General features: G+C 65.1%; 22 protein-coding genes. 10 read left to right on the top strand and 12 right to left on the bottom strand.

The window, feature by feature from the left end; all coding sequences use genetic code 11:
• Window positions 1-3 precede the first annotated feature (3 nt).
• Complete coding sequence (locus tag LO55_RS13110) at window positions 4-699, bottom strand: hypothetical protein (protein WP_005662795.1); 696 nt, start codon at window positions 697-699, stop codon at window positions 4-6.
• 416 nt (window positions 700-1,115) lie between these two features.
• Here LO55_RS13110 and LO55_RS13105 point away from each other — a divergent pair, with 416 nt between their 5' ends.
• Genes LO55_RS13105 through LO55_RS13095 form a run of 3 tightly spaced genes read left to right on the top strand, consistent with a single transcriptional unit; the run spans window position 1,116 to window position 5,535 of the window.
• Window positions 1,116-2,351 (top strand): efflux RND transporter periplasmic adaptor subunit, encoded by a 1,236-nt coding sequence (locus LO55_RS13105; RefSeq protein WP_071361783.1) that lies wholly within the window; start codon window positions 1,116-1,118, stop codon window positions 2,349-2,351.
• 44 nt (window positions 2,352-2,395) lie between these two features.
• Complete coding sequence (locus tag LO55_RS13100; protein ID WP_071361782.1) at window positions 2,396-3,106, top strand: ABC transporter ATP-binding protein; 711 nt, start codon at window positions 2,396-2,398, stop codon at window positions 3,104-3,106.
• Window positions 3,103-5,535 carry an ABC transporter permease gene (locus tag LO55_RS13095; protein WP_071361781.1) on the top strand — a complete coding sequence of 811 codons (2,433 nt, stop codon included), beginning with the start codon at window positions 3,103-3,105 and terminating at the stop codon, window positions 5,533-5,535. Before LO55_RS13100 ends, LO55_RS13095 begins: the two co-directional genes overlap by 4 nt.
• On the opposite strand, the gene LO55_RS13090 is transcribed toward LO55_RS13095, so the two are convergent.
• On the bottom strand, window positions 5,528-6,409 hold the full coding sequence (locus LO55_RS13090) for an alpha/beta fold hydrolase (RefSeq protein WP_071361780.1): 882 nt from the start codon (window positions 6,407-6,409) through the stop codon (window positions 5,528-5,530). The genes LO55_RS13095 and LO55_RS13090 overlap by 8 nt on opposite strands.
• Before the next feature lie 140 nt (window positions 6,410-6,549).
• Between LO55_RS13090 and LO55_RS13085 the strand changes: the two genes are divergently transcribed.
• Both LO55_RS13085 and hslO read left to right on the top strand, forming a co-directional pair.
• On the top strand, window positions 6,550-7,074 hold the full coding sequence (locus LO55_RS13085; RefSeq protein WP_071361779.1) for a gamma carbonic anhydrase family protein: 525 nt from the start codon (window positions 6,550-6,552) through the stop codon (window positions 7,072-7,074).
• 3 nt (window positions 7,075-7,077) lie between these two features.
• Window positions 7,078-8,046 (top strand): Hsp33 family molecular chaperone HslO, encoded by a 969-nt coding sequence (gene hslO, locus LO55_RS13080; protein ID WP_005662809.1) that lies wholly within the window; start codon window positions 7,078-7,080, stop codon window positions 8,044-8,046.
• A gap of 163 nt (window positions 8,047-8,209) precedes the next feature.
• Here the strand turns inward: hslO and LO55_RS13075 are convergent, their stop codons facing one another.
• Both LO55_RS13075 and abiEi read right to left on the bottom strand, forming a co-directional pair.
• Window positions 8,210-9,124: a nucleotidyl transferase AbiEii/AbiGii toxin family protein gene (locus LO55_RS13075; RefSeq protein WP_071361778.1), complete on the bottom strand. Its 915-nt coding sequence runs from the start codon at window positions 9,122-9,124 to the stop codon at window positions 8,210-8,212.
• Window positions 9,117-9,656, bottom strand: coding sequence for a type IV toxin-antitoxin system AbiEi family antitoxin (gene abiEi, locus LO55_RS13070; protein ID WP_071361777.1), 540 nt, complete (start codon window positions 9,654-9,656; stop codon window positions 9,117-9,119). The genes LO55_RS13075 and abiEi overlap by 8 nt, the downstream gene beginning before the upstream one ends.
• A gap of 312 nt (window positions 9,657-9,968) precedes the next feature.
• Between abiEi and LO55_RS13065 the strand changes: the two genes are divergently transcribed.
• Window positions 9,969-10,484 (top strand): Dps family protein, encoded by a 516-nt coding sequence (locus tag LO55_RS13065; protein WP_005662814.1) that lies wholly within the window; start codon window positions 9,969-9,971, stop codon window positions 10,482-10,484.
• Window positions 10,485-10,544: 60 nt separating this feature from the next.
• Here LO55_RS13065 and LO55_RS13060 read toward each other — a convergent pair whose 3' ends face one another.
• From LO55_RS13060 to pyrG, 5 genes are all read right to left on the bottom strand, one after another.
• Window positions 10,545-10,829, bottom strand: coding sequence for a helix-turn-helix domain-containing protein (locus tag LO55_RS13060; RefSeq protein ID WP_071361776.1), 285 nt, complete (start codon window positions 10,827-10,829; stop codon window positions 10,545-10,547).
• A 9-nt stretch (window positions 10,830-10,838) separates the two neighbouring features.
• Complete coding sequence (gene ftsB, locus LO55_RS13055; protein WP_071361775.1) at window positions 10,839-11,198, bottom strand: cell division protein FtsB; 360 nt, start codon at window positions 11,196-11,198, stop codon at window positions 10,839-10,841.
• A gap of 73 nt (window positions 11,199-11,271) precedes the next feature.
• The gene (gene eno / locus LO55_RS13050) at window positions 11,272-12,558 is read right to left on the bottom strand and encodes a phosphopyruvate hydratase (RefSeq protein WP_005662820.1); all 1,287 of its coding nucleotides are present in this window, start codon (window positions 12,556-12,558) and stop codon (window positions 11,272-11,274) included.
• 86 nt (window positions 12,559-12,644) lie between these two features.
• Complete coding sequence (gene kdsA, locus LO55_RS13045) at window positions 12,645-13,499, bottom strand: 3-deoxy-8-phosphooctulonate synthase (RefSeq protein ID WP_005662822.1); 855 nt, start codon at window positions 13,497-13,499, stop codon at window positions 12,645-12,647.
• On the bottom strand, window positions 13,496-15,184 hold the full coding sequence (pyrG, locus tag LO55_RS13040) for a CTP synthase (protein WP_071363782.1): 1,689 nt from the start codon (window positions 15,182-15,184) through the stop codon (window positions 13,496-13,498). Before pyrG ends, kdsA begins: the two co-directional genes overlap by 4 nt.
• 288 nt (window positions 15,185-15,472) lie before the next feature.
• Between pyrG and LO55_RS13035 the strand changes: the two genes are divergently transcribed.
• Window positions 15,473-17,206 (top strand): methyl-accepting chemotaxis protein, encoded by a 1,734-nt coding sequence (locus LO55_RS13035; RefSeq protein WP_071361774.1) that lies wholly within the window; start codon window positions 15,473-15,475, stop codon window positions 17,204-17,206.
• Between the two features lie 54 nt (window positions 17,207-17,260).
• On the opposite strand, the gene LO55_RS26350 is transcribed toward LO55_RS13035, so the two are convergent.
• Entirely contained in the window at window positions 17,261-17,812 is a 552-nt protein-coding gene (locus LO55_RS26350; RefSeq protein WP_143054516.1) for a hypothetical protein, read from the bottom strand.
• A 214-nt stretch (window positions 17,813-18,026) separates the two neighbouring features.
• Between LO55_RS26350 and LO55_RS13030 the strand changes: the two genes are divergently transcribed.
• Window positions 18,027-19,415 (top strand): MFS transporter, encoded by a 1,389-nt coding sequence (locus tag LO55_RS13030; protein WP_071361773.1) that lies wholly within the window; start codon window positions 18,027-18,029, stop codon window positions 19,413-19,415.
• A 20-nt stretch (window positions 19,416-19,435) separates the two neighbouring features.
• Window positions 19,436-21,781, top strand: coding sequence for a GH36-type glycosyl hydrolase domain-containing protein (locus LO55_RS13025; RefSeq protein WP_071361772.1), 2,346 nt, complete (start codon window positions 19,436-19,438; stop codon window positions 21,779-21,781).
• 1 nt (window position 21,782) lies between these two features.
• Here LO55_RS13025 and LO55_RS13020 read toward each other — a convergent pair whose 3' ends face one another.
• Together LO55_RS13020 and LO55_RS13015 are read right to left on the bottom strand one after the other, a co-directional pair.
• Complete coding sequence (locus LO55_RS13020; protein WP_071361771.1) at window positions 21,783-23,564, bottom strand: glycoside hydrolase family 16 protein; 1,782 nt, start codon at window positions 23,562-23,564, stop codon at window positions 21,783-21,785.
• Window positions 23,565-23,806: 242 nt separating this feature from the next.
• On the bottom strand, window positions 23,807-24,325 hold the full coding sequence (locus LO55_RS13015) for a gluconokinase (protein ID WP_071361770.1): 519 nt from the start codon (window positions 24,323-24,325) through the stop codon (window positions 23,807-23,809).
• A 300-nt stretch (window positions 24,326-24,625) separates the two neighbouring features.
• On the opposite strand from LO55_RS13015, the gene LO55_RS13010 reads away from it, so the two are divergent.
• Window positions 24,626-26,026: a CmpA/NrtA family ABC transporter substrate-binding protein gene (locus LO55_RS13010; RefSeq protein WP_071361769.1), complete on the top strand. Its 1,401-nt coding sequence runs from the start codon at window positions 24,626-24,628 to the stop codon at window positions 26,024-26,026.
• The last annotated feature ends 17 nt before the right edge of the window (window positions 26,027-26,043 follow it).

Genomic DNA, 26,043 nt, shown 5'->3' with positions numbered 1-26,043 from the left:
GGCTCAATGGTCCTTGACCGCGAAGGTCTTCGATGCCGGCGCCGGTGGGGCCAGCTTCGCCGCCAGGGCGGCGTCGTACAGCGACACGTCTTCGTCGTTGGTGTAGTAGACCGAGGTATTGCGCGCGTAATAGCGCTGCTCGTCCGCCACCGAGACGGTCACGATCATTTCGGTCTTCGGCGTGTCGCCTGGCGCGAACTGGGCGGTGAACCAGCGATGCGCGTCGTAGCCGTAGATGCCGGCCGTGACGAGCCACTCGGGGCTGTGCTGGATGCTGGTCAGGACCCAGGCGCCGCTGGCCAGCGCGGTCGGCAGGCCGGCGTAGCGGTACTGCGGACGGTCGGCCGAGAAGGCGACCACTTGCGTGTCGAGCTCGATCTTGAGGGCGCCCGGCGCCGGATGCTTGACGACCACGAAGCCATCGTTGACCAGGGCCGTGATCAGATGCGTCTTCACGCCCTCGCCGAAGGTCGACGCTTGCAGCGGCTGCACGTACAGGGAGCGGCTCGGCGCCGTCTTCAGGGTCGGTCCCAGTTCGGTGGCCATATGGCGCGCGATCACGCCCCAATGGGCCGCGGCCTGCACCTTGAGCTGGTGGGTGCTGGGGAAATTGCTGGCCACGGGGGCCGGGCTGTAGGGCATGGCGCAGCCTGCGAGCAGCAGGCCGGCGGCGAGTGCGCAGGCGCCTCGGTAAGCCATCGTGAATCCTGTCGGTCTATGGTGCGACCGGACTGGCGCACGCTCGGGGGCGACTGTATCACAGCAGTTTCCCACCAGCAATTTATCCGTCGAGGATGAGGTGTGATTACAACGGCAACGGCGCATGTCGTGACCATTCTGCCGGCGCATCCCAGATCGCATGCGACATCTTGAACATCTGCGATGTAGCAAGAAATACGTTAAACATGTGGCATGCATAAATTCATCTTTAAAGAGCTTTTATTTCTACAATCGGGTAGTTTTTATTGCTAACCAACAGAATTACCGTGCTAAGCTAATAACACACATCAGGGCAAGGGGAATCCAGGGTGAGCCAGCCGGACAAATGCAGCGGGCAGGATAGGAACCAGGCGGACCTTGACCCTGTCCGCACCGGCCCGGCAACGGGAGCGGCCATGGATGCTCCCATCACCGTCCGGCGCTTTCCCTGGCGCGCCCTTGCCGCCGCCGTGCTGGCCGGCGCCGCCGCCGCCGGTTACCTCGCCTGGCCGCGCGGACTCCTGGTGGCGCGCGCCGACGTGCAGATCGCCACCGCCGAGCTCGGCGCGTTTCGCGACGAGCTGGTGGTGCGGGCCCAGGCCGTAGCGCTGACCTCGGTGATGCTCGACTCGACCGAATCGGGCCGGGTCGAGGAAGTGATCGCGCGCGACGGCCTCGTCGTGACCGAAGGTGAACTGCTGTTTCGCCTGTCGAACCCGCAGCGCCACCTCGACTTGCTGGCCCGCCAATCCGAGCACGCCCAGCAGATTTCCAACCTCGCAAGCATGCGGGTCGCGCTCGAAACGAGCCGCGCCGACCACCAGCGCCGCATCTCCGAACTCAGTTATGAAACGGCGCAGGCGGGCAAGCACCACCAGCGCGCCGCCGAACTGGCCGCCAGAGGCTTCCTGTCGCCGGCCCAGGCCGAGGAAGCGTCCGACCGCCTGGCCCAGCAGCGCCACCTGCTGGCCGAGGCCAACAGCGCGGCGCGCACCGACCTGGCCATCAAGCAGGATGTGGTGCGCCAGATGCAAAAGGCGATCGCGGGCCTGGAGACCGGCCTGGCCCTGGTCGGCAACACGGTCAATGCGCTCGCCGTGCGCGCCCCGGTGGCCGGCCGCCTGACCGATTTCCGCCTGCAGGTGGGCGAAACCGTGCGGCCCGACCAGCGCATCGGCCGCATCGACGACCCGGCGCGCTTCAAGCTCACGGCCCAGGTCGACGAGTTCTACCTGACGCGCGTCGCCATCGGCCACCGGGGCAGCGTCGAAGTCGACGGGCGCAGCTATCTGGTCGAAGTCAGTCGCATATTCCCCCAGATCAAGGATGGGCGCTTCGTCGTGGAGCTGGTCTTTACCAGGGCGCAGCCCGGTTCGCTGCGCCCAGGCCAGAGCGCCGATACCCGCATCACCCTCGGCGCGGCCAGCAAGGGCCTGCTGTTGCCCAATAGCGCCTTCGTCAACGACAGCGGCGGCGCCTATGCCTATGTGGTGGCGGGCGATGGCCGCAGCGCCATGCGGCGACCGATCCGGGTCGGCCGACGCAGCAATAGCCAGATCGAACTGCTCGACGGTATCGCTGCCGGCGAGCGGGTCATCGTGTCGAGTGTCGCCGCGTTCGGCAAGGCCGAACGCCTGCGATTGGTCGACTAGTCTTGCCCCACGCGGCGCGTCCGCATCGTCCAACAGGAGAACACATGCTCAAGCTTGTCAACCTCAGCAAGTCATTCATCGGCGGCGAGGTCAGAACGACCGCCCTGGACCATATTTCGCTCGACATCCAGGCCGGCGAATACGTGGCCATCACCGGCCCGTCCGGGTGCGGAAAATCGACCTTGCTGTCGGTGCTGGGCCTGTTCGAAACCTGTGACAGCGGCCAGTACTGGTTCGATGGCCAGGACGTCGCGGGCCACAGCGAGATGGCGCTCAACGCCTTGCGGCGCGGGCGCATCGGCTTCATTTTCCAGGACTTCAACCTGCTCGAAGAATTGACGGTGGCGGAGAACGTCGAGCTGGCACTCGCTTACACCGGGGTGTCGCGGCCGGAGCGGCGCGAGCGCGTCGCGGCGATCCTGGAAAAACTCGGCGTCGGCCATCGGGCCCGGCACCGCCCATCCCAGCTCTCGGGTGGCCAGCAGCAGCGCGTGGCCATCGCGCGTGCGCTGGTGGCGCGCCCTGCCCTGCTGCTGGCCGACGAACCCACCGGCAACCTCGATACCGGGCACGGCGATGAAGTCATGCGCCTGCTTCGTCAGATCAACGACGAAGGCACCACCGTGGTCATGGTCACCCACTCGCTCGAGCACGCGGCCCAGGCCGGACGCATCGTGCGCCTGCTCGACGGCCGGATCGAAGCCGCCTCCGCTGCCGCTTCCGATGATGCCGTCCTGGCGGAGGTGGCGCCATGAGGCTGGACGATTTCCGGATCGGGCTGCGCCACCTGGTGCGCGAGCCGGGCTACAGCGCCATTGCCATCCTGGGCCTCGCGGTCGGTTTCGCGGCCTGCCTGCTCCTGCTCGGCTTTGTCCAGTACTCCTGGCGCTACGACGCCCACGTGCCGCAGGTGGAACAGGTCTACGTCGTCAAGCAGCGCTTCAACGTCGACCCGGTGGCGCCCTGGTTCGACCAGGCACCGCTGCTGCTGCGCACGATCGCACTCGAGACCCCGGGGGTGGACGACGCTACCGCATTCTTCCGCCCGGACCCGCCGACCGTCAAAGTGGGCGCCACCCTGCACAAGATGCCGAGCCTGCTGGTGCTGCCCCATTTCACCCAGGTGCTGGGGCTGCGCGCGCTCGAGGGCGACCTGGACGCGGCCCTGACCCGGCCCGAAGGCCTGGTGCTGACGGCATCGACCGCCCAGCGCCTGTTCGGCGCCGCGCGTGCGCTCGGCCGGACCGTCCAGATCGGCGACAAGGTGCTGCGCGTGGCGGCGATCGTGCCCGACCCGCCGGCCAATACCACCATTCCCTTCGAGGCCCTGTACGGCGTGAACTCCGTCTTGAACGACCCGGGCATGCGCACCGAACTCCAGACCGGCGAACACGGCGCCTGGGGCCGTCTCCTGCTGCGCATCGAGAACCCGGACGCCGTGCCGCGGGTGGCGGCGGCGCTCCAGCGTGCGCTCGACACCGCGCCCGCGGTGCAGGGCGTGCCGCCGGACGTGCGTGCGCGCCTGGGCGAACGCAAGGTGATGGACCTGGCGCTGTCACCGCTGCGCGAAGCGTATTTCGACCGCGACGTGGCGCGCAATCCCGTCTCGCCGCCCGGCGATCGGGGCGACCGCACCACGGTGACCGGACTGGCCGTGGTGGCGCTGCTGATCCTGGCCATCGGCGCCATCAATTACGTGAACCTCGCCACGGTGCGCGTCCTGCGGCGCGAGCGGGAGATCGGCATGCGCAAGGTGCTGGGCGCGAGCGTGCGCCGGATCGTGCTGCAATTCATGGCCGAGTCGCTGCTGGTGTCGCTGCTGGCGACCTTGCTGGGCCTGCTGCTGGCCTGGTTCGCCCTGCCCCTGTTCGCCGAATTGGTCAACCGCAGGCTGGATGGGCTGTTTGCGCCCGTCAACGTGGCGGCGGCGCTCCTGATCGGCGTCGTGCTGGGCGTGATCGCCGGCCTGCAACCAGCCTGGACGGCGCTGCGTGTGCGCCCCGCCCAGGCCCTGGCCGGGCGCGCCAATACCGGGTCGCGCACCGGTGCGCACCTGGCAAAGGCGCTGACCGTGCTGCAGATCGCCACCGCCGTCGGTCTGGCCAGCCTGGCCATGGGCATCGCGCTGCAAACCAGCTTCGCGGTCAATGCCTCGCCCGGCTTCGACGCGTCACCGCTGTTGATCGTGGACTTACCGGAGCGCGGAAAGAAGAACGAAGCCGTGCGCGGCTTCATGACGGCGCTCGGCCAGCAGCCAGGCGTGCACGGCATGGTGCTGTCCGAGCACGTGGTCGGACGCTCCGGCAACGGCCTGATCCAGGACATCAAGCGCGACGGCGGCGCCAGCGTCTCGGCAGAAACGAAAATGGTCGACACCAATTTCTTCGAGGTGTATGACCTGAAACCGGTGGCAGGTCGCCTGTTCGATCCGCGCCTGGACCGGGAAAACGCGGTCGGGCCGGTCGTGATCAATGCCATCGCCGCGCGCCAGCTCGGCTTCGCCACGCCCCAGGCCGCGGTGGGCCAGACCTTGCTGCACCCGGGGGATGACGGCAAGATGATTCCTTATCGCGTGCTCGGCATCGCACCCGAACTACGCTTCCGCTCGCTGCACGACGAGCCGCGCGCCACGCTGTATGTGCTGGGTACCGACTGGGCCGCCGTGCTCAGCGTGCGCAGCAACACATCGGTGCCCGACACCGAGCGCGCCGTGGCGGCGCTGTGGAATCGTTACTTCCCGCATGCCATCATGCATACCGAGCGTGCCGGCGACGTACTGGCCGCCAATTATGCCGACGACCGCCGCCTGGCGCGGCTGCTGGCGCTGGCCACGCTGATCGCGCTGGCGATCACGGCCTTCGGCATGGTCGCGCTGTCGGCCTCGATCGTGCAGCGGCGCGCGCGCGAAATCGTGCTGCGCAAGCTCTACGGCGCCGGCCGCGCCCAGATCGCCATGCTGCTTGGACGCGAACTGGGCAGCCTGGTCGGGGTGGCCGCCGTGCTCGGCCTGCCGCTGGCCTTCCTCGCGCTCGGCCATTACCGGGCCAGCTTCGTCGAGCATGCGCCGCGCATGTATTCGATGCCCTGGCTGGCGCTGGCCGGGGTGGCGCTGGTGACGTTGCTGGCCACGCTGCGCCACACCTGGAGTGCGCTGACGATGCGGCCGGGCAAGGTGCTCAGGTGACGGCCAGGAATTCCTCGACCATGCTTGCCAGCAGTTCCGGCTGGTCATGATGCAGCATATGGCCAGCCTGCGGCACCATGCGCGGCGTCACGTCCTTCAGGTAGGCCATCCTGCGGTCGACCTCGGCGCGCGCCTGCTCCTTGGCGCCCATCCAGCGCCACATATCCGTGTCCTCGGCCTCGACCCACAGCACCGGCGCCGTGATCGCGCTCCAGCAAGCCATGATCTCGTCGACGTGGTACAGCAGCGGCGAACTCATTTTATGCGCCGGGTCGCCCAGGATCTTCCACAGGCCGTCACGGTCCTGCTCGGCCCAGTGGGCGGCCAGGAAGGTGGCGCGCTCGGGCGCCAGGCGCGGATTGGTCTTGCGCAGGCGCGCCGCCACTTCTTCCAGGCTGGCGTAGCCGCGCATCTCGGGCGGATCGCGCAGCTCGTCCAGCCACTTGGCCACGCGGCCCGGATACTGCTTCGGGTGCGTGGTCGGCAGGCCGAAGCCTTCCAGGTTGACCAGCTTCGCGATGCGCTGCGGCCGCACGCCGGCGTAGATGCCGGCGATATTGCCGCCCATGCTGTGGCCGAGCAGGTTCACCGCCTCGTCCGGGGCGTAGTGGTCGAGCACGACGTCGAGGTCGGCCACGTAGTCGGGGAACCAGTAGGTGTCGAAGCCCGAACGCTGGCTCTGGCCGAAGCCGCGCCAGTCGGGCGCGATCACGTGCCAGTCCCCTTGCAGGCAGTCGACCATGAACTGGAACGAGGCCGACACGTCCATCCAGCCGTGCAGCATGAACAGCTTGGGCGCGCCGGGCGTGCCCCAGTGGCGTACGTGCATGCGCAGGCCGCGAACGGTCAGGAATTCAGAACGGGAAGGTTTCATGCTGTTCCTAAATTAGTACGGTCGTTCGGATGATTATACGGGCCGGTGGTTGAATTCGCGCGCCGCGGCCCCATCTGCCGGACTTCGGGACAGGACGGTGGCGGTAAAATAGCGGCATTTCCACCTCCGCGAGCACATCCATGGCGATTTACCAGCTGGGCGAGCATGCGCCCGAGATCGATCCGTCGGCCTTTGTCGCCGACACGGCCACCCTGGTGGGCAAGGTCACGCTTGCCGCGAATGCGTCGGTGTGGTTCGGCGCCACGCTGCGCGGCGACAACGAGCGCATCACGATCGGCGAGAACAGCAATGTTCAGGAAGGCACCGTGATGCACACCGATCCGGGCTACCCGCTCGACATCGGCAGGAACGTGACGATCGGCCACCAGGCCATGTTGCACGGCTGCACGGTGGGCGACGGATCGCTGATCGGCATCCAGGCCGTGGTGCTCAACGGCGCGCGGATCGGCAAGGGTTGCCTGGTCGGCGCCGGCGCCCTGGTCACGGAAGGCAAGGAATTTCCCGACCACTCGCTGATCCTGGGTTCGCCCGCGAAGGTGGTGCGGACACTGACACAAGAAGACCTGCTGCGCCTGGAAGGCACCGCCGCGAGCTATGTGGCGCGCGGCCAGCTGTTCAAGGCGCAGCTCAAGAAAATCGGATAAAGAATGACGACTACGGATACTGGCACCACCAACAGGGACACCCTGCAAAAATTCATCTTCGACAATGCGGCCGTGCGCGGCGAGCTGGTCGAGATTTCGGACACCTGGCGCGAGATCCAGGCCCGTCATGCTTACCCGAAGGCAGTGCGTTCGGTGCTGGGCGAGATGGTGGCGGCCGGCGCCCTGCTGTCGGCCAACCTCAAGTTCAACGGCGCGATCGTGATGCAGATCCACGGCGACGGCCCGGTGCGCCTGCTGGTGGTCGAGTGCGACGCCGACCTGCGCATGCGCGCCACGGCCAAGCTGGCGCCCGACGTCGAGATCGCCGACGACGCCACGCTGGGCCAGCTGTTCAACGTCAACGGCAAGGGCCGCTTCGTGATCACGCTCGACCCGGCCGACAAGGTCCCGGGCCAGCAGCCCTACCAGGGCGTCGTGCCGCTCGACGGCGACGACATGGCGACCGTGATCGAGAACTACATGCTGCGTTCGGAACAGATGGACACGCGCCTGTGGCTGGCGGCCGACGACCAGGTCGCGCGCGGCCTGCTGCTGCAAAAGCTGCCGCGCCACAGCGGCAAGGAAGACCAGACCAAGCAGGCCACCGAGGCCGAAGACCTGGAAACCTGGAACCGCGCCGCCATGCTGGGCCAGACCGTCAAGCGCGAAGAGCTGCTGTCGACCGATATCTCGACCCTGCTGCACCGCCTGTTCTGGGAAGAGACCATCCGCGTGTTCGACCCGCTGCACCCGCAATTCCACTGCAGCTGCAACCGTGAAAAGGTCGGCAACATGCTCAAGATGCTGGGCCAGGAAGAAGTCGAATCGGCGCTGGCCGAGCTGGGCGAGCTGGGCATCAACTGCGATTTCTGCGGCAAGCACTACGCCTTCGACAAGGTCGACTGCGCCCAGCTGTTCGCCAGCGACAGCCCGGTGCAGACCATGATGCCGCCGAGCGGCAGCACGCACTGAGATCGCTTGCGCCGGGCACGCCGGCGCACCGGTCCGGTCAGCGCACCGCGGCGCCCTCGCTCGACGATGTCGACAGCGATCGGTCCACGCCGTGGTGCCGCCGAACATTACGCCTGTCCAGGGGGGCGCATGGCAAGCGCATCGAGCTGCGACGCACTATCGGCTACATCCTGAAACCGTGGGCGAGCGCACCCTGCTCTCCGTGAAGATGGGCCGTCATGGCGCCAAGCACCTGGCTGACCGTACTCTTGAGATAGACCGAAAACCTGGCGTCGCCCAGCGTCCGTGCGATCGTGTCCGCATCGATAAATCTGGTCATTTGCTCGACGAAAGGCTTGCCATCGACCAGCCCGGGAAGCCTGGCGATCGCGTCATCCAATAGTCCCACGTAGCCATCGATATGGTAGTCGGCGACCTTGCGCTCGACGAGCGAGGGCTCCAGTGCCGCTCCCTGCTGGACGAGCCAGGCAATGTCCCAGATGTCCCGGTAGCGAATATTCTTGACCGAGGCCGGGAAGGCCACCACTTTGTCAGCCAATACTTCATCGATCGATTCCGCATTGACCAGCAGCTGACCGTAACCCAACAGGAAGTCATAGTTCTGCCGTAATGGCACCAGCTCACGCGTATAGGCGGGAACATTCGCGATCTCCAACTTGATACGCTGGCGTGGAAGGTCACGCCGCTCGGGAGACGTCTCGACACTGACCTGCCATTTGTCGACTCGAACGTTCTCGTAGTCTGGCAGAGCAGCCATTTCCTTGGGTTCCTTAACCTCGACCAAGAGTCCATATCTTCCGCCCAGATGCTTTTCGATACAGGCTTTGATTGCCTGCATTTTTTGCGACGTGAAGTCGCGGCCTCCCGCGAAGTCGAGATCTTCGCTGAACCGGTTCGATCCGCGGCAGAGCCGCAAGGATGTCCCGCCCTGGAAGACCAGGTCATTGAGCAAACCGGCCCGGTCGAGCGAATAAAAGATATCGTAGTGGAGAATCTCTTTCTCGACGACGGGACGCATGGCCGTGCGGCCTGGCTGCTGCATTGCCAGGTCGACCAGATCATTGAAGTTTTCAGGCATCAGAAAGCTCTCTTGCGTCAATCATATTTGTGTTTCGCCCGGAGCGCATGAGGTCGGCAACAGCCGCCCGCTTCGTAGCGATACGCAGCGGGCGCCCCTTCATCGACGTCGTGCGTTTGACGAGTTCCGCTGGTGGGCGCTTGGTATGCGTGAATTCGATGACGCCGTACGGGGTCTCATATACGCCGTTTGCGCCTGTGGTCATGAGGGTGATCCGGCTCACGGGAACTTGAGAGATGACACCATACTCGGACAGCATCGACTCCCTGCTCACATACGAAAAATGACCGCGCCTCAAGACAGACGCGATGTCCTCGATGACCCGCCCCTTCATGGATCTGGCCATGGGATTGATATAGACGCCCTTCGCGACCCGCTCGAGGATTCCATCGGATACCAGTCGTTGCAAGGACTTTTCAAGGGCTTTTTCTTTTTCGCTCGGAAATGCCTTGGCAAGGTCGCTCTTGGAAAAGACGTACACGCCCCGCTGGTCCAGCACAGAAAGTGTCTTGATGGCGTCAATCTTGTTCATCGCTCGATTTTCCTGCCAACGGATCGTAGTGGAGGCAGCCAGGTTGCCAAATAAGTAGGTAGCCAAGAAGCCAGCCAAGCAAGTAGCCGGGCAGCGTTAGGTATCATAATACCCTAATAAATATTAGGGTAGCAGACGACTTATTATGGTCTCTCTCTTTGTATCCGACTAGTAATGGTCTGCCGGAGCAGCGTTACCCCGCCTGATGTCCTACGACTTTTTCGCCGAAGTGGTAAGCTGATGCATCTTTGACACTGTTGCATTTTCGAACAGCGACACCATCTAAACATCACTGACTTACGGAGGAAGCACATGAACATCGATATTGGCATCAGCACCGAAGACCGCGCAAAAATCGTCGACTCGCTGTCGCACGTCCTGGCCGACAGCTACATGCTGTACCTGAAGACCCATAACTTCCACTGGAACGTGACCGGCCCGATGTTCCAGACCCTGCACGTGATGTTCCAGGAACAGTACACCGAGCTGTGGAACGCGCTGGACGACATCGCCGAGCGCATCCGCGCCCTGGGCCACTTCGCACCGGGCACCTACAAGCGCTACGCCGAGCTGTCGACCATCAAGGAAGAAGCGGACGTGCCGGGCGCGCAAGAAATGATCCGCCAGCTGGTCGCGGGCCAGGAAGCGGTGGCGCGCACCGCGCGTGCGGCCTTCCGCATCGCCGATGCCGCCGACGACCAGCCGACCGCCGGCATGCTGGCCAATCGCATGGAAGTGCACGAGAAGAATGCGTGGATGCTGCGCGCCTTCCTGGAGCAGGGCGCGGGCCATACCCAGGGTGAAGCGTCGTCGGATTCGAAGAACTGATGATGTGGGGTTGCGGTCCGCAGGGGCCGCAACCAGCGTTGAACCGGACCTGCAAGCGGCTCAATCGCCGCTGCGTCCACCACTCATATGCAAGTCGACCACCTTCATGATCTCGAGCGTGAGATCGAGGTCGAACTCGCCCGACGCCAAGGCAGCGCCCAGCTGCTCGCGCGGCACGCCGACCGCGGCGGCCAGCGCGCCCAATCCCGGCGCCTGCGACACCGCCTTCAACGCCGCGCCGACGACGGCGCCATCGCCATCTTCGAAGGCATCGGCCAGGCAGTCCGCGATCGCATCGAGCGAATCGAGGCTGGCGGGGTCAAACGGGGAATGCTGTTCACTCATGGGGATTGACTAGTTGGTCGGGGTCGCGCCATGCTTGGCGCCATCCTTCGCCGGCGGCGGCGGAGGCGGCACGGTCATCGACTCGACCGGCTGCTCGTTCTTGCGCAGCACCTGCACGAAGATCTCGCCCTGCTTGATCATGCCCAGGTCGTAGCGCGCGCGCTCTTCCACCGCCCCCAGGCCTTCGCGCAGGTCTTCGACCTCCGAGGCCAGCTTGGCGTTGCGCGCGGTGAGCTGTTCGGTCTTGAGCCGCGTGGCATCGACCTGGCCCCGCATGTCGGCCACGGACAACCAGCCTCCCTTGCCGAGCCAGAGTGGGTACTGGATCAGCACGAGCAGGACGGCGAGGGCGATCGTGATCAGGCGCATGGCGGCAAAAAAGATGCGATCTGGCCGGAGAACAGGAAGCGCAAGCGCCCTCCCCGCCCGCCGGCCAGGTGGATTACTTCAGGTTGTAGAACGCGTCGCGGCCAGGATAGCTGGCGATGTCGCCCAGGTCTTCCTCGATGCGCAGCAGCTGGTTGTACTTGGCCATGCGGTCCGAACGCGACAGCGAGCCGGTCTTGATCTGCAGGGCGTTGGTGCCAACCGCGATGTCGGCGATGGTCGAGTCTTCGGTTTCGCCCGAACGGTGCGAGATCACGGCGGTGTAGCCGGCGCGCTTGGCCATCTCGATGGCGGCGAAGGTCTCGGTCAGGGTGCCGATCTGGTTGATCTTGATGAGGATCGAGTTGGCGATGCCCTTCTGGATGCCTTCCTTCAGAATCTTGGTGTTGGTGACGAACAGGTCGTCGCCCACCAGCTGCACTTTCTTGCCCAGCGCCGCGGTCAGCGTTGCCCAGCCTTCCCAGTCGCCTTCGGCCATCGCGTCCTCGATCGAGATGATCGGGTACTTGTCGCACCAGGTCGCCAGCATGTTGGTGAAGTCGGCTGCCGACAGGGCCAGGCCGCCTTCGCCTTCGAGCACGTACTTGCCGTCCTTGAAGAATTCGCTGGCCGCGCAGTCCAGGCCCAGGGCGATATCCTGGCCGGCCACGTAGCCTGCCTGCTCGATCGCCTGCATGATCAGCTTGATGGCTTCTTCATGGTTGGCGACCGACGGGGCGAAGCCGCCTTCGTCGCCGACGGCGGTGTTCAGGCCCTTCGAGTGCAGGATCTTTTTCAGGGTGTGGAACACCTCGGCGCCGTAGCGGATCGCTTCCTTGAACGAAGGAGCGCCAACCGGGATGATCATGAATTCCTGGATGTCCAGGTTGTTGTCGGCGTGCGCGCCGCCGTTGATGACGTTCATCATCGGCACCGGCATCTGCATCGCGCCCGAACCGCCGAAGTAGCGGTACAGCGGCAGGCCGGCTTCTTCGGCGGCGGCCTTGGCGACGGCCATCGACACCGCCAGCATGGCATTGGCGCCCAGGCGGCTCTTGTTTTCGGTGCCGTCGAGATCGATAAGGGTGCGGTCCAGGAAGGCTTGCTCATTGGCGTCCAGGCCCATGATCGCTTCGGAGATCTCGGTGTTGATATTCTCGCAGGCCTGCAGCACGCCCTTGCCGAAGTAACGCTTCGGATCGCCGTCGCGCAGTTCGATCGCTTCGCGCGAACCGGTCGAGGCGCCCGACGGCACCGCGGCGCGGCCCATCACGCCCGATTCCAGCAGCACGTCGCATTCGACGGTCGGGTTACCGCGCGAATCAATGACTTCGCGGCCGATAATATCAACGATAGCACTCATGTTTCTCAGTCTCCAGAAAGGGTAGAAATGGGTGACGGGCGCGCGCGTGCAGTCTGCTGGACCTGCGCGGCGCGCCGAAGTTGCGATTACTTGAACTTGGTTTCCATGAAACCGGTCTTCTTGACGATGCGGTCGATCTCGACGAGCGTGGTCAGGAGTTCCTTCATATGGCCCAGCGGCACGGCGTTCGGGCCATCCGACATCGCATTGGCCGGGTCGGGGTGCGTCTCCATGAACAGGCCGGCGATTCCCGCCGCCACGGCGGCGCGCGACAGGACCGGGACGTGCTCGCGCTGGCCGCCGGACGAAGTGCCCTGGCCGCCCGGCAGCTGCACCGAGTGGGTCGCATCGAACACCACCGGGCAGTTCGATTCGCGCATGATGGCGAGACCGCGCATGTCCGACACCAGGTTGTTGTAGCCGAACGAGGCGCCGCGTTCGCAGGCCATGAAGTTATCTTCCGGCAGGCCGGCTTCGCGGGCGGCGGCGCGGGCCTTGTCGATCACGTTCTTCATGTCGCCAGGGGCCAGGAACTGGCCCTTCTTGATGTTGACCGGCTTGCCCGAACGCGCGCAGGCGTTGATGAAGTCGGTCTGGCGGCACAGGAAGGCCGGGGTCTGCAGCACGTCGACGACGCTCGCCACTTCGGGGATCATCTCTTCGTCGTGCACGTCGGTCAGGACCGGCACGCCGATTTCGCGGCGCACATCGGCCAGGATCTCCAGGCCCTTTTCGCGGCCGGGGCCGCGGAACGACTTGCCCGACGAGCGGTTGGCCTTGTCGAACGACGATTTATAGATGAACGGGATGCCCAGCGCCGAGGTGATCTCTTTCAGCGTGCCTGCGGTGTCCATCGCCATCTGGCGCGATTCGATCACGCAGGTGCCGGCGATCAGGAAGATCGGGTGCTCGAGGCCGACGTCGAATCCAGCGAGTTTCATGCTGCATCTCCTTGCAGTGCGGGCGCCGCATTGGCCGCGCCTGCCGCGATATTGGTGTTGGAAGCCTGGTGCGCCAGCGCCGCCCGGATGAACGAGGTGAACAGCGGATGGCCATTGCGCGGCGTCGACTTGAACTCGGGGTGGAACTGCACGCCCATGTACCACGGGTGGACGTCACGCGGGAGTTCCATGATCTCGCACAGGTCTTCGTTCGGAGTGCGCGCGGACACGGTCAGGCCGGCCGCTTCGACCTTCGGCAGGTAGTAGTTGTTGCCTTCGTAGCGGTGACGGTGACGCTCGGTCACGACGTTGCCGTAGATCTCGGCCGCCAGCGTGCCCGGATTGACGGCGCAGGTCTGGGCGCCCAGGCGCATGGTGCCGCCCAGGTCCGAACTCACGTCGCGCTTCTCGACCTTGCCGTCGTGGTTCTGCCACTCGGTGATCAGGGCCACGACCGGCTGGTCGGTTTCCGGATCGAACTCGGTCGAGTTCGCGTTCGGCAGGCCGGCCATATTGCGGGCGTACTCGATCAGCGCGACCTGCATGCCCAGGCAGATGCCGAGGTAAGGGATCTTGTTTTCGCGGGCGTAGCGCGCGGCCATGATCTTGCCTTCCACGCCGCGCTTGCCGAAGCCGCCCGGCACCAGGATGGCGTCGTACTTGGCCAGGTGCTCGCAGCCGCGGGTCTCGATCTCCTCGGAATCGAGGTATTCGATATTGACCCGGCTCTCGGTGTGGATGCCGGCGTGGCGCAGCGCCTCGGTCAGCGATTTATAGGATTCGATCAGGTCGACGTACTTGCCGACCATGCCGATGGTGATCTCGTGCTTCGGATTTTCCAGCGTGTGAATCAGCTTGGTCCACATCGACAGGTCGGCCTTCGGCGCTTCGAGGCCCAGGGCTTCGAGGATGATGTCGTCCAGGCCCTGGTCGCACAGCACTTGCGGCACCTTGTAGATGGTGTCCACGTCCCACACCGAGATCACGGCCTGCTCTTCGACGTTGGCGAACAGCGAGATCTTGGCGCGTTCGTCGTCCGGGATGCGGCGGTCGGCGCGGCACAGCAGCGCGTTCGGCGAGATGCCGATCTCGCGCAGCTTCTGCACGCTGTGCTGGGTCGGCTTGGTCTTGAGTTCGCCGGCCGATGCGATGTACGGCACCAGGGTCAGGTGCACGAAGGCGGCGCCCTTGCGGCCCGAGCGCAGCGACAGCTGGCGCGCGGCCTCCAGGAACGGCAGCGATTCGATGTCGCCCACGGTGCCGCCGATCTCGACCAGCGCGACGTCGACGCCTTCGGCGCCGCGGCGGATGTAATCCTGGATCTCGTTGGTGATGTGCGGGATGACCTGCACGGTCTTGCCGAGGTATTCGCCGCGACGCTCCTTGCGGATCACCGATTCATAGATCTGGCCGGTGGTGAAGTTGTTCACCTTCTTCATGCGCGTGCTGATGAAGCGCTCGTAGTGGCCGAGGTCGAGGTCGGTCTCGGCGCCATCATCGGTGACGAACACTTCGCCGTGCTGGGTCGGGCTCATGGTGCCCGGGTCGACGTTGATGTAGGGATCGAGCTTGAGCAGGGTGACTTTGAGGCCGCGGCTCTCGAGGATCGCGGCGAGGGAGGCGGCCGCGATCCCTTTGCCCAGGGAAGACACGACGCCGCCAGTGACGAATACGAATTTGGTCATTGTGCTGATGGTGCCGAATGGCACGCGCGGGAAATAGAAATTATACCTTAATCCTGCAAATACTTCTTCATATCAAGACGGCAAGTTCCCAAAAAACAGTGTCGTGGACCGTTCACAAAACCACTATTCCGAGTGCATTTTCGTTTCAGTTGGGCAATAATTGTAACCGGTCGGACGAGACAATATTTTACCGACAACATTTGTACAGACAGTTCTGGTGTCATAAGACAAACGCCGCACGGATGCCGCCATTCCGGCGGAAAAAACCCTATCTCAATTACACAAAACATGGGCAATTTCATCAAACTCAACATCGGTACGCGCCTGGCCGCCGGCTTCGCCCTGACGCTTCTGATGACCGTCATCATCGCTACCGTCGGCGTCTGGCGCCTGAACCAGGTCGCCCACGAGACAGAGGCGATTCTGGCAGAACCGCTGGCGAAGGAGCGCATGATCGCCGAGTGGTATACCCAGATCTTCGCCGCCGTGCGCCGCACCGCCGCCATCGTCAAGAGCAGCGACCCGTCGCTGACCGAGTTCTTCAAGGAAGACTCGGCCGCCACCGGCAAGCTGTCGGCCGACCTGGTCAAACAGATCGAACCGTTGATCAGCGGCGACGACGAAACCGCCCTGTTCAAGTCGGTCATGGAACACCGCGCCGCCTACAGCAAGGCGCGCGATGGCGCGGTCAAGGCCAAGGCCGAAGGCAACGTCGAACTGGCGGAACAGATCCTGACCCAGCAATTCAATCCCACGGCCAAGGCCTACCAGGAACGCGTGAAGGAACTGGTCGACCTGCAGCACAAGCGCATCGCCGCCAGCGCCGGGCTGATCGCCAGCACCGCGGCCCGCGGCAACGTCGTGATCGGCTCGCTGGCCGCCGGCGCCCTGTTGCTGGGCGGCGTGTTCGCCTGGCTGCTGACCCGCTCGATCACCCGTCCGCTGCGCCAGGCGGTGCACGCGGCCGAACAGGTGGCGGCCGGCGACCTGACGGTCGAGATCGACACCAGGGCGACCGATGAAACCGGCGCCCTGCTGCGCGCGCTGGGCCATATGAATACGTCCCTGTCGAAGATCGTCGACGAAGTGCGCAGCGGCACCCAGACCATCAGCGGCGCCTCGAGCGAGATCGCGGCCGGCAGCTTCGACCTGTCCAGCCGCACCGAACAGCAAGCCGCGGCGCTGGAAGAAACCGCCGCCTCGATGGAAGAACTGACCGGCACCGTGCGCCAGAACGCCGACAACGCGCGCCAGGCCAACCAGCTGGCGATCGCCGCCTCGAGCGTGGCCACCCAGGCCGGCCAGGCGGTCGACCAGGTAGTCGCCACCATGGGCTCGATCAACGATTCGTCGCGCAAGATCGTCGACATCATCGCGGTCATCGACGGCATCGCCTTCCAGACCAATATCCTGGCGCTGAACGCGGCCGTCGAAGCGGCGCGCGCCGGCGAACAGGGCCGCGGCTTCGCGGTCGTGGCCTCGGAAGTGCGCACGCTGGCGCAGCGCTCGGCCGCCGCCGCCAAGGAAATCAAGCAGCTGATCGGCGACTCGGTCGAAAAGGTCGACACCGGCACCAGGCTGGTCGACCACACCGGCGCGACGATGCGCGAAGTGGTCGACTCGATCCAGCGCGTGACCGACATCATGGGCGAGATTTCGTCGGCCAGCCAGGAACAGATCACCGGCATCGACCAGGTCAACCAGGCCATGGGCCAGATGGACAACGCGACCCAGCAGAACGCGGCGCTGGTCGAGGAAGCCACCGCCGCCACCGCGGCGCTGCAGGATCAGGCGCAGCGCCTGGCGCAGGTGGTCGATGTGTTCAAGCTCGATGCGCGGTATGTGACCCCGGCGGCGCCGGTGGTTGCGGTGAAGCGTCCGCCGGCACGGCCGGCGCTGGCCAAGCCGGTGGCGCGTGCGGCGGCCAAGCCAGCACCTGTCGCCAAGCCGGCAGCCGCCAAGGCCACCGGCAAGCCTGCAGCACCAGCCAAGGTCAATGAGGCAGAATGGGAAGAGTTCTGACCGTCTCTCGCCGCTAAATGAAGCCGCCGTCCCTTTTCAGGCACGGCGGCTTTTTCATTGGCTCCGGCTTTCCAGCTGTTCCCTCACGTAGGCCAGCCACCTGTCGTCTGGATTGGGCTGGCCGCGCACGGTTTCGATGTACTCGAAGCTGCGCCAGGTGGCGGGCTTGTCGCGGAAAATCAAATACATTTCGCCGATCTCGAAGTTCGGTCGCAACACACAGTCGGAATCGTTGTACAGGCGTCCCCCTCCACGTCCCCAGAACTTGTCATCACTGTGGTCAAGGGATGACGGCGACGATCGCGTCTCTCCCGCTGCTCCAACGATAATGAACCGCTGTGCGGGGAAGCCCCGGATGCGCTCTTGCACTTCGAATTCGTATTCAACGGTCAGGCGTCCTCCACCTCCGCGGATCGATGTGGGCGTCGCTCTGACGACTTTGGCGACGGAGACATCCGTAGCCATGGCGATCTGCGCTTCAGGTGTGACCATCTGCTCGCGTGGAGGCGCGTAACAGGCGAGGCTGGATGGACTTGCCAGGATGCCGAGCAGCAAAGTAGCGTACAGTTGGCTCTTCAAGAAAGTCGTTGATGGCGGTGCGAACACTTTGCTTCTCCTGTTGGCTGGACAGTTCATGCTAGCAGTCGTCTGCCTCATCAAGATGCGCACACTGTCACCTCCCGGCTGAAACAGACGCAACGCGTGTGTTGACATTCCATTCACCCCGCCGCATACTTGCCGCTGATGTTAGCGTTATCATTCAAGGCACGGTGGACGTTTCCTCTCCGTCGTCGCACAAAAATATACACGGAGACAAACCATGCTCAAGCGCGCGCCTGAAGCCCTGGTTCCTGAAGAAAAAAGCATCGGTAATGCTCTCGGCTGGCGCGAAAAGCTCAGCTATGGCGTGGCCGATATGGGCTTCAATTTTTATTGGGCCAATATCGCGACCTTCCTGCTGATCTTCTACACCGACACGTTCGGCATCTCGGCGGCCCAGGCCGCCACCCTGCTCGCCTCAATCAAGCTGATCAACGCCTTCACCGACCCGCTGATCGGCGCCGCGGCCGACCGCACATCAACGCGCTTCGGCAAGTTCCGCCCCTACCTGGTCTGGATGTCGATCCCGCTCGGCGCCGCCGCCGTGCTCACCTACACCACGCCCGACCTCGACGCCGACGGCAAACTCGTCTGGGCCTACGCCAGCTACCTGGCGATGATGGTGTTCTACACCTGCGTCAACATCCCCTACAACGCGCTGTCCGGCGTGATGTCGGCCGACCCGCAGGAACGCTCCACCATCAACGGCCTGCGCTTCATCTTCGCCTTCGCCGGCTCCACCCTGGTGACGGCCGCCACGCCGGCCATGGTGGGGTGGCTGGGCGGCGGCGACGATGAACGCGGCTGGCAGCTGACCATGGTGGCCTGGAGCGTCGCCGCCGCGCTGATGTTCCTGATCACCTTCGCCAACACGCGCGAGCGGATCGCCCCGCCGCCCGGCCAGAAGAGCGACGTGCTGCGCGACATCCGCGACCTGGCCGCCAACCGTCCCTGGGTGGTGCTGTTCGTGCTGGCCCTGGTGATCATGGTGACCATCACCCTGCGCACCACCACCTCGGCCTATTACTTCAAGTACGTGGTCGAACGCCCCGAGCTGATGGCGAGCTTCGTGCCGACCTATATGATCTTCGCCGCCATCGGCGCCGCCTGCACGCCGCTCATGACGCGCTTCGTCGACAAGAAGGTCCTCATGATCGTCCTGATGAGCGCGACCGCCGTCTTCTCGGCCGCCTTCTTCCTGATCCCCGGCGACCGCATCGACCTGATGTTCGCGCTGCAGGCGGCCACCGGCTTCGTGCTCGGCCCCAAGTCGCCGCTGGCGTTCTCGATGTATGCCGACACCGCCGACTACAACGAATGGACCACCGGCCGCCGCGCCACCGCCATGACCTTCGCCGCCGCCACCTTCTCGCAAAAGCTCGGCACCGCGGTCGCGGTGAGCGTGATCGGCGCCGTCTTCACCGCGCTGGGCTATGTACCCAACGCCGCGCAGACGACCGGCTCGCAGGCCGGCATCGTGTGGCTGATGTCCTTCGTGCCGGCCTCGTTCGCCCTGCTGGCGGTGCTGGTCATGTGCTTCTATCACCTCGACGGCAAGCTGCTGGCGCGCATCCAGGCGGACCTGGCGGCGCGCAAGGCGGCGCCATGAACACACAGGAGTTTCCATCCATGCTGCACCCGCAAGACGACCGCTACGTGCTCACCAGCCCCACCGCGATGCCGCAGGCCGGCGGCTTCCTGTGGAACCGCAGGATGATGATCCAGTCGACCTGCCGCGGCTATGCCACCGCCCAGTTCATGCAGCCGGAGCCGAGCAAGTATTCGCATGCGCCGAACATGCAGGCCAAGTCCTTCATGCAGCCCGAGCAGCATTATTACGCCCACCATCCGGGCCGCTTCTTCTACGTGAAGGACGAAGACACGGGCGAACTGTTCTCGGCGCCCTACGAGCCGGTGCGCGCTAGCACCGACCGCTTCGAATTCTCGGTCGGCCGCCACGACCTGCGCTGGACCGTCGAGAAGTTCGGCATCCGCATCGACCTCGTTCTCGGCTTGCCGGTCGACGACGTCGCCGAGCTGTGGTCGATGGAAGTGACGAACCTGTCGGACCGCCCGCGCCGCATCAGCGTCTATCCCTATTTCACGATCGGCTACATGTCGTGGATGAACCAGTCAAGCGAGTACCGCCACGACCTGGGCGGCATCGTCGCCTCCAGCGTTACGCCGTACCAGAAGCTCGAAGACTATTTCAAGAACCGCCTGTTCAAGGACCGCACGGTGCTGCTATGCGAGCAGGCGCCGGACGCCTGGGAGACGGGCCAGATCGCCTTCGAGGGCGAAGGCGGCCTGCATGCGCCGTCCGCGCTGGCGGGCGAACGCCTGGGCTGCGGCGACGCGCGCTACGAGACGCCGGCCGCCGTGGTCCAGTACCGGCTGGCGCTGGCGCCAAACGAAGCGGCCACGCGGCGCTTCCTGTTCGGCCCCGCCTTCGACGATGCCGAGATCGCGTCCCTGCGCGACACATACCTGAGCGAGCAAGGCTTCGCCGCCGCCGCGCGCGACTACGCGGCCTATATCGCCGAAGGTGAAGGCGTGCTCCGGATCGCGACCCCAGACCGCGAGCTCGACAACTTCGTCAACACCTGGCTTGCGCGCCAGGTCTATTACCACGGCGACGTCAACCGCCTCTCCACCGACCCGCAGACCCGCAACTACCTGCAGGACAATATGGGCATGGCCTTCGTCAAGCCGGCGGCGGCGCGCGCCGCCTTCCTGCATGCGCTGAGCCAGCAGGAAGCCAATGGCGCGATGCCGGACGGGATCCTGCTGTTCGAAGGCGCGGAACTGAAATACATCAACCAGATCCCGCACACCGACCACTGCGTGTGGCTGCCGGTATGCCTGCGTGCCTACCTCGACGAAACCGGCGACGACGCCATCCTCGATGCGCCGGTCGCCACCCACGACGGCGACGTGAAAACCGCGTTCGAGCGCATCTCGCTGGCGATGGACTGGCTGTTGCAGCGGCGCGATGCGCGCAGCCTGTCCTATATCGAGCAGGGCGACTGGTGCGATCCGATGAACATGGTCGGCTACAAGGGACGCGGCGTCTCGGGCTGGCTGACGGTGGCGGCGGCTTATGCGCTGAACCTGTGGGCCGACGTGTGCGCCGCGCGCGGCGACGCCGCTTCGCTGGCGCGCTACCGCGCCGGCGCCGAGGCGATGAACGGCGCCGCCGAAGCGCACCTGTGGGACGGCGCCTGGTTCGCGCGCGGCATCACCGACGACGACGTCAAGTTCGGCGTCGCCAGCGATACCGAAGGCCGCATCTACCTGAACCCGCAAAGCTGGGCCTTCCTGTCGGGCGCCGCCAACGCCGAACAACGCGCGCTGATGTTGAAGGCGATCGACGAGCAGTTGCGCACGCCCTACGGCGTGCAGATGTTCGCGCCGCCCTATAGCAGCATGCGCGAGGATGTCGGCCGCGTCACGCAGAAGCATCCCGGCTCGGCCGAGAACGGCGCCGTGTACAACCACGCCTCGGTGTTCTACATCTACAGCCTGTACACGATCGGCGAAGCCGACCGCGCCTTCGACGCGCTGCGCAAGATGATCCCCGGCCCCGGCCTGGACGATTACCTGCAGCGCGGCCAGCTGCCGGTGTTCATCCCGAACTACTATCGCGGCGCCTACAAGGAGTATCCGCGCACTGCCGGGCGCTCGAGCCAGCTGTTCAACACCGGCACCGTGGCCTGGGTCTACCGCTGCCTGATCGAGGGGCTGTGCGGCCTGAAGGGCGACCTGAAAGGCCTGACGGTGGCGCCGCAGCTGCCGTCCGGCTGGGATGGCATGACGGTGACGCGGCGCTTCCGCGGCGCGACCTTCGAGGTCGACATCAGGCGCGGCGCGGTCGACCGGGTCGAGGTGACATGCGATGGTGTGGCCCTGCCTGCGGCCCGCGTCGACAACATCGAAGCGGGCCGCACCTACCGGCTCGAGGTAAGCGTGCCCTAGCTTACTGCATCGTGTGCGTCTGCTGCTGCGTATCCACCGCGAACCCGCGTTGCGCGTCCCAGTAGGTGAACCAGTACCGCACCACGTCCCCGATCTTCAGCCCGCCCGCCGTGTACGTGTTGTTGGCGCCGCTGAGCTGCATCCGCACATTCTGCTGCGGTCCGTTGTTGACGGTGTAGTGCACGTCGGCCCAGCCGCCGGTGGTGGTGCGGAACTGCAGCATCGTCGACGAGGTCTGGCTGACCGAGGTCGGGCCGCTCGGCTCCGGCTGCGGCGTGGCGCCGCCGCCGCCCGACTCCCACACGATGTCGTCGATCGCGAACTGGAAGCTCGATGACGGCAGCGCGCCGTCGATGCTCGAGATCATGAAGATGTCGTGAAGCGACTGCGCCGCAACCAGCGGCCCGAGCAGGGTCGAGACGGGAATCGAGGCCTGCGCCCACTGGCCGTTGCGCGTCAACCCATAGGCCGTGGTATTGGCCGGGAAGTTGACCCAGTTCTGGTTCGTGTAGGTGTCGCCGATGCCGATCCTGAAGCCGACGTTGGCCGGGATCCGGATGCGGAACTTGACGGTGCCGTTGGCGCGGTAGTTGCTCAGGTTGCGCGCCTGGCGCGCCTGGATGCCGCCGCCGAACCACTGGCCCGGCGTGGTGTAGTTCCAGGCGATGACGTTGCTGCCTTCGAACGGCGCGGTGTTGCCGGCGCCGGTGGAGGCGGCGTTCCACAGGAAGATGTCGGAACTCGTCCCTGCCACCAGCTTGTTGTTGACCGCCGTGGTGTCGGTGAACACGCCGAACTTGCCGGCTACTTCGGGCACGGTCTGGTCGCCCAGCTTCACCTGGCCCTTGCCGTCCATCTGGTAGACGCGCACGTAGTCGACGTACATGGTGGCGGGCAGCGGCGCCGTGACCTGGCCCGGGTTGGCGGCGTCGGTGAAGTTGCCGCCCACGGCCATGTTCAGCAGCAGGTAGAACGGCGCCTGCAGCGCGCTCGAATTGACCGGCAGCGGCGCGTTGTACATATTGTGCTCGACGCCGTTGTCGACCGTCGTGAAGCGCATCTGGCTCTCGTCCCAATAGAAGCGGTAGGTGACGAAGCGGTTCGCGAGCGAGTTCTGGGGCACGTACCAGTTCTTGGTCTGCCACGCGGTCGAGGCGGCGCAGCTTTCGTTGCCGGGCACGCAGGCGGCCTGCTGCCAGGTGATCACGTTCGAGCCGACGAAGTGGTTCGACGACGGCGCCCCGCCCTCGGCGCGGCCGGACGCCTTGTGGCCCATCTCCATGATGTCGATCTCGCCGTTGCGCGGCCAGGTCTGCGGACTGACGCCCAGCATCCACGCGGCCGGCCACAAGCCGGTGCCGAGGTTCGGCGTGGCCATGCGCACCTCGATCATCCCGTACTGCACCTGCACCTTGTTCTTGGTGTCGAGCCGGGCCGAGGTGAAGACATTGCTGCCGATCGTCTGGCTGCGCGCCTGGATCGCCAGCGCGCGCGTGCCCGATTCGAACGGCACGTTGACGATGCTGGCGTTGTTGGGGCTGTAGTACTGCAGCTCGGCGTTGCCGTAGCCGCACAGGCCGATCTGGCAGCCGTTACCGTCCTGCAGGTTCCACACACCGGTGTTCACGCTGTTGCCATTGAACTCCTCGGACCACAGCAGCTGGCCGATGACCGGGTTGGTCACGCTGGCCGCGGCCTGCGCGCCGCACGCCAGCAGGATGCTGGCGGCAACCACATGGAAAGGTTTCCATCTCGAGCGATGATTCTGGTTCTGGTTGTTCACGTCGACTCCTCTTGTTCTCACTACAAGAAAATGCGGCCGTGCCGGGATGGCCGTGCCGCGCCTCGCCAACTTGCCGTTGGTCTCGAATGCATGCGGATTCGTGCGGAATATGGAAGTTGGAAACCTTTCCAAACTGGAAAGAAAAATATAGTCCGATTCTCGCGAGGCGTCAAACGGATGTGAACGTTTCGTGTGCGATTATCCCGCCGGCATATGCATGCGACGGGGTGGAGGGCGCCGCGTCAGGTTCGGACGCTGGCGAGGATTTGCGCGACCAGCTGTTCCTGGCTGTCGCGGATGTCGAGGGTGATGCCGGCTTCGTCCGGCTGCAGGGGTTCGAGCGTATTCAGCTGGCTGTCGAGCAGCGATGGCGGCATGTAGTGGCCGGGGCGGTTGCTGACGCGCTCGAGCAGCAGGCCGCGCTCGCCGGCCAGGTGGGCAAAGCGCACGTCGCCGCCGGCGCTGCGCAGCAGGTCGCGATAGGCGCGCTTGAGCGAGGAACACGACAGCACTGCCCCGCCCTCGCGTGCGGCGAGCTTGTCGCGCAGGGTCAGGAGCCAGTCGCGGCGGTCGTCGTCGGTCAGCGCGGTGCCGGCCCTCATCTTGGCGATATTGGCCTGCGAATGGAAGGCATCGCCCTCGATGAACGGCACGCCAAGCGCGGCGGCCAGCTTTTCGCCGATGCTGGTCTTGCCGCAGCCGCTCACGCCCATGACTACCCAGGCCGTCCCCTTGTTGTCGTCTCGCGCTTGTGTCGTCATTGCCTCATGTTAACGCTAACATCAATACAGCCGATTGTAGCGCCTGGGCACGAAGGATGTAAAGCATCATGCACCACGGTTGGGCGGATGCGCGGCGCCGGTGCCTGTCGGCAGCAATCGCACACCCCGCCCGGCCGGCGCTTGTCAAGGCAAAAAGCGGTTTTCGTCTTTGAAATGAATGGCTTAACCCCACACGATTCCAGATGGCACAGGTCTTGCTGTCGACAATGCTCAGGCATGGTCACGCCCGCCTCGCAGTTTCACTTTTTGCGTCATCACCACTATCAGGGGTCTTCGCCAATGAAAGATGAGAATCTGTACCGTCCTTATTCGACCGAATCTTCCCTGACCGGCTGCGGCTGCGCTTGCGGCCGGCATGGTTCCCAGGACGAGCACGATCGCGAGGCGCAAGCCGCCAGGCTGCGGCGCGCCGGCGATGCCGAAGCGTTGTCGGGCGATTTCGTCGAAGCGGCCGCGGTGCGCGCCCTGTTTCCGCATGAAGCGACGCGCCGCAACCTGATCAAGGCGGTGGGCGCGCCGACGCTGATGGCGGCGATCGGTTCGCTGCTGCCGCTGGCCAGCCTGCAGGCCAATGCGATGGAAAAAACGGGCGCGCTCGAGAAGAAGGACCTCAAGATCGGCTTCATCCCGATCAACTGCGCCACCCCCTTGATCATGGCCGACCCGATGGGCATGTACAAGGCGCAGGGCCTGAACGTCACCCTCAGCAAGACCGCCGGCTGGGCGCTGGTGCGCGACCAGATGATCAACCGCGAGCTCGATGCTTCGCACTTCCTGGCGCCGATGCCGCTGGCGATGTCGATCGGCCAGGGCGGCACGCCGCAGCCGATGCGCGTCGCCACCATCCAGAACATCAACGGCCAGGCGATCACGCTCGGCCTCAAGCACAAGAACAACCGCGACCCGCGCAACTGGAAGGGCTTCAAGTTCGCGATCCCCTTCGAGTATTCGGTCCACAACTTCCTGCTGCGCTACTACCTGGCCGAGCACGGGCTGGACCCGGACCGCGACGTCCAGCTGCGCGTGACGCCGCCGCCCGAGATGGTCGCCAACCTGCGCGCCGGGAACATCGACGGCTTCCTCGGCCCCGATCCGTTCAACCAGCGCGCCGTGTTCGACCAGATCGGCTTCATCCACATCCTCACCAAGGACATCTGGAACGGCCATCCCTGCTGCGCCTTCGGCGCCTCGCAGGCCTTCATCGACCAGAACCCGAACACCTTCGCCGCGCTGTACCGCGCCATCCTGAACGCCACCGCGATGGCGCACAAGGCCGAGAACCGGGCCGAGATCGCCAAGGCCATCAGCAAGCCGGCCTACCTGAACCAGCCCGAGACCGTGGTGCTGCAAGCACTCTCCGGCCGCTTCGCCGACGGCCTGGGCAAGGTGCGCAACGAGCCGGACCGCGCCGACTTCGACGCCCTGCCCTGGTATTCGATGGCGACCTGGATGCTGACGCAAATGAAGCGCTGGGGCTACCTGAAAGGCGACGTCAACTACAAGGCGCTGGCCGAGCAGGTGTTCCTGCTGACCGATGCGCGCAGGCAGATGGCGGCCCTCGGCATGCCGGCGCCGGCCGCCGCGGCAAGCGGCTACCGCCCGTTCACGATCATGGGCAAGACCTACGATCCGGCCAAGCCGCAGGCCTACCTGGACAGCTTCGCGATCAAGCGCGCCTGAGTTGGAACGGAAGAATC

This window comes from Massilia timonae (genome assembly GCF_001866515.1).
GTDB classification, from domain to species: Bacteria; Pseudomonadota; Gammaproteobacteria; order Burkholderiales; family Burkholderiaceae_D; genus Telluria; species Telluria timonae.
Note: the sequence above shows the minus strand (reverse complement) of the source record. Positions and strands in the feature narration are given on the sequence as shown.

Bases quoted from the DNA above. Each gene is read 5' to 3' on its own strand.
- LO55_RS13110 (WP_005662795.1), bottom strand. From the start codon at position 699: ATGGCTTACCGAGGCGCCTGCGCACTCGCCGCCGGCCTGCTGCTCGCA.
- kdsA (WP_005662822.1), bottom strand. From the start codon at position 13,499: ATGAAACTCGCTGGATTCGACGTCGGCCTCGAGCACCCGATCTTCCTG.
- ftsB (WP_071361775.1), bottom strand. From the start codon at position 11,198: ATGCGCCTGATCACGATCGCCCTCGCCGTCCTGCTCGTGCTGATCCAG.
- pyrG (WP_071363782.1), bottom strand. From the start codon at position 15,184: ATGACCAAATTCGTATTCGTCACTGGCGGCGTCGTGTCTTCCCTGGGC.
- LO55_RS13085 (WP_071361779.1), top strand. From the start codon at position 6,550: ATGGCGATTTACCAGCTGGGCGAGCATGCGCCCGAGATCGATCCGTCG.
- LO55_RS13060 (WP_071361776.1), bottom strand. From the start codon at position 10,829: ATGAGTGAACAGCATTCCCCGTTTGACCCCGCCAGCCTCGATTCGCTC.
- LO55_RS13065 (WP_005662814.1), top strand. From the start codon at position 9,969: ATGAACATCGATATTGGCATCAGCACCGAAGACCGCGCAAAAATCGTC.
- LO55_RS13075 (WP_071361778.1), bottom strand. From the start codon at position 9,124: ATGCCTGAAAACTTCAATGATCTGGTCGACCTGGCAATGCAGCAGCCA.
- LO55_RS13015 (WP_071361770.1), bottom strand. From the start codon at position 24,325: ATGACGACACAAGCGCGAGACGACAACAAGGGGACGGCCTGGGTAGTC.
- LO55_RS13105 (WP_071361783.1), top strand. From the start codon at position 1,116: ATGGATGCTCCCATCACCGTCCGGCGCTTTCCCTGGCGCGCCCTTGCC.
- LO55_RS13030 (WP_071361773.1), top strand. From the start codon at position 18,027: ATGCTCAAGCGCGCGCCTGAAGCCCTGGTTCCTGAAGAAAAAAGCATC.
- LO55_RS13100 (WP_071361782.1), top strand. From the start codon at position 2,396: ATGCTCAAGCTTGTCAACCTCAGCAAGTCATTCATCGGCGGCGAGGTC.
- LO55_RS13090 (WP_071361780.1), bottom strand. From the start codon at position 6,409: ATGAAACCTTCCCGTTCTGAATTCCTGACCGTTCGCGGCCTGCGCATG.
- eno (WP_005662820.1), bottom strand. From the start codon at position 12,558: ATGAGTGCTATCGTTGATATTATCGGCCGCGAAGTCATTGATTCGCGC.
- LO55_RS13025 (WP_071361772.1), top strand. From the start codon at position 19,436: ATGCTGCACCCGCAAGACGACCGCTACGTGCTCACCAGCCCCACCGCG.
- LO55_RS13095 (WP_071361781.1), top strand. From the start codon at position 3,103: ATGAGGCTGGACGATTTCCGGATCGGGCTGCGCCACCTGGTGCGCGAG.
- LO55_RS13010 (WP_071361769.1), top strand. From the start codon at position 24,626: ATGAAAGATGAGAATCTGTACCGTCCTTATTCGACCGAATCTTCCCTG.
- abiEi (WP_071361777.1), bottom strand. From the start codon at position 9,656: ATGAACAAGATTGACGCCATCAAGACACTTTCTGTGCTGGACCAGCGG.
- hslO (WP_005662809.1), top strand. From the start codon at position 7,078: ATGACGACTACGGATACTGGCACCACCAACAGGGACACCCTGCAAAAA.
- LO55_RS13035 (WP_071361774.1), top strand. From the start codon at position 15,473: ATGGGCAATTTCATCAAACTCAACATCGGTACGCGCCTGGCCGCCGGC.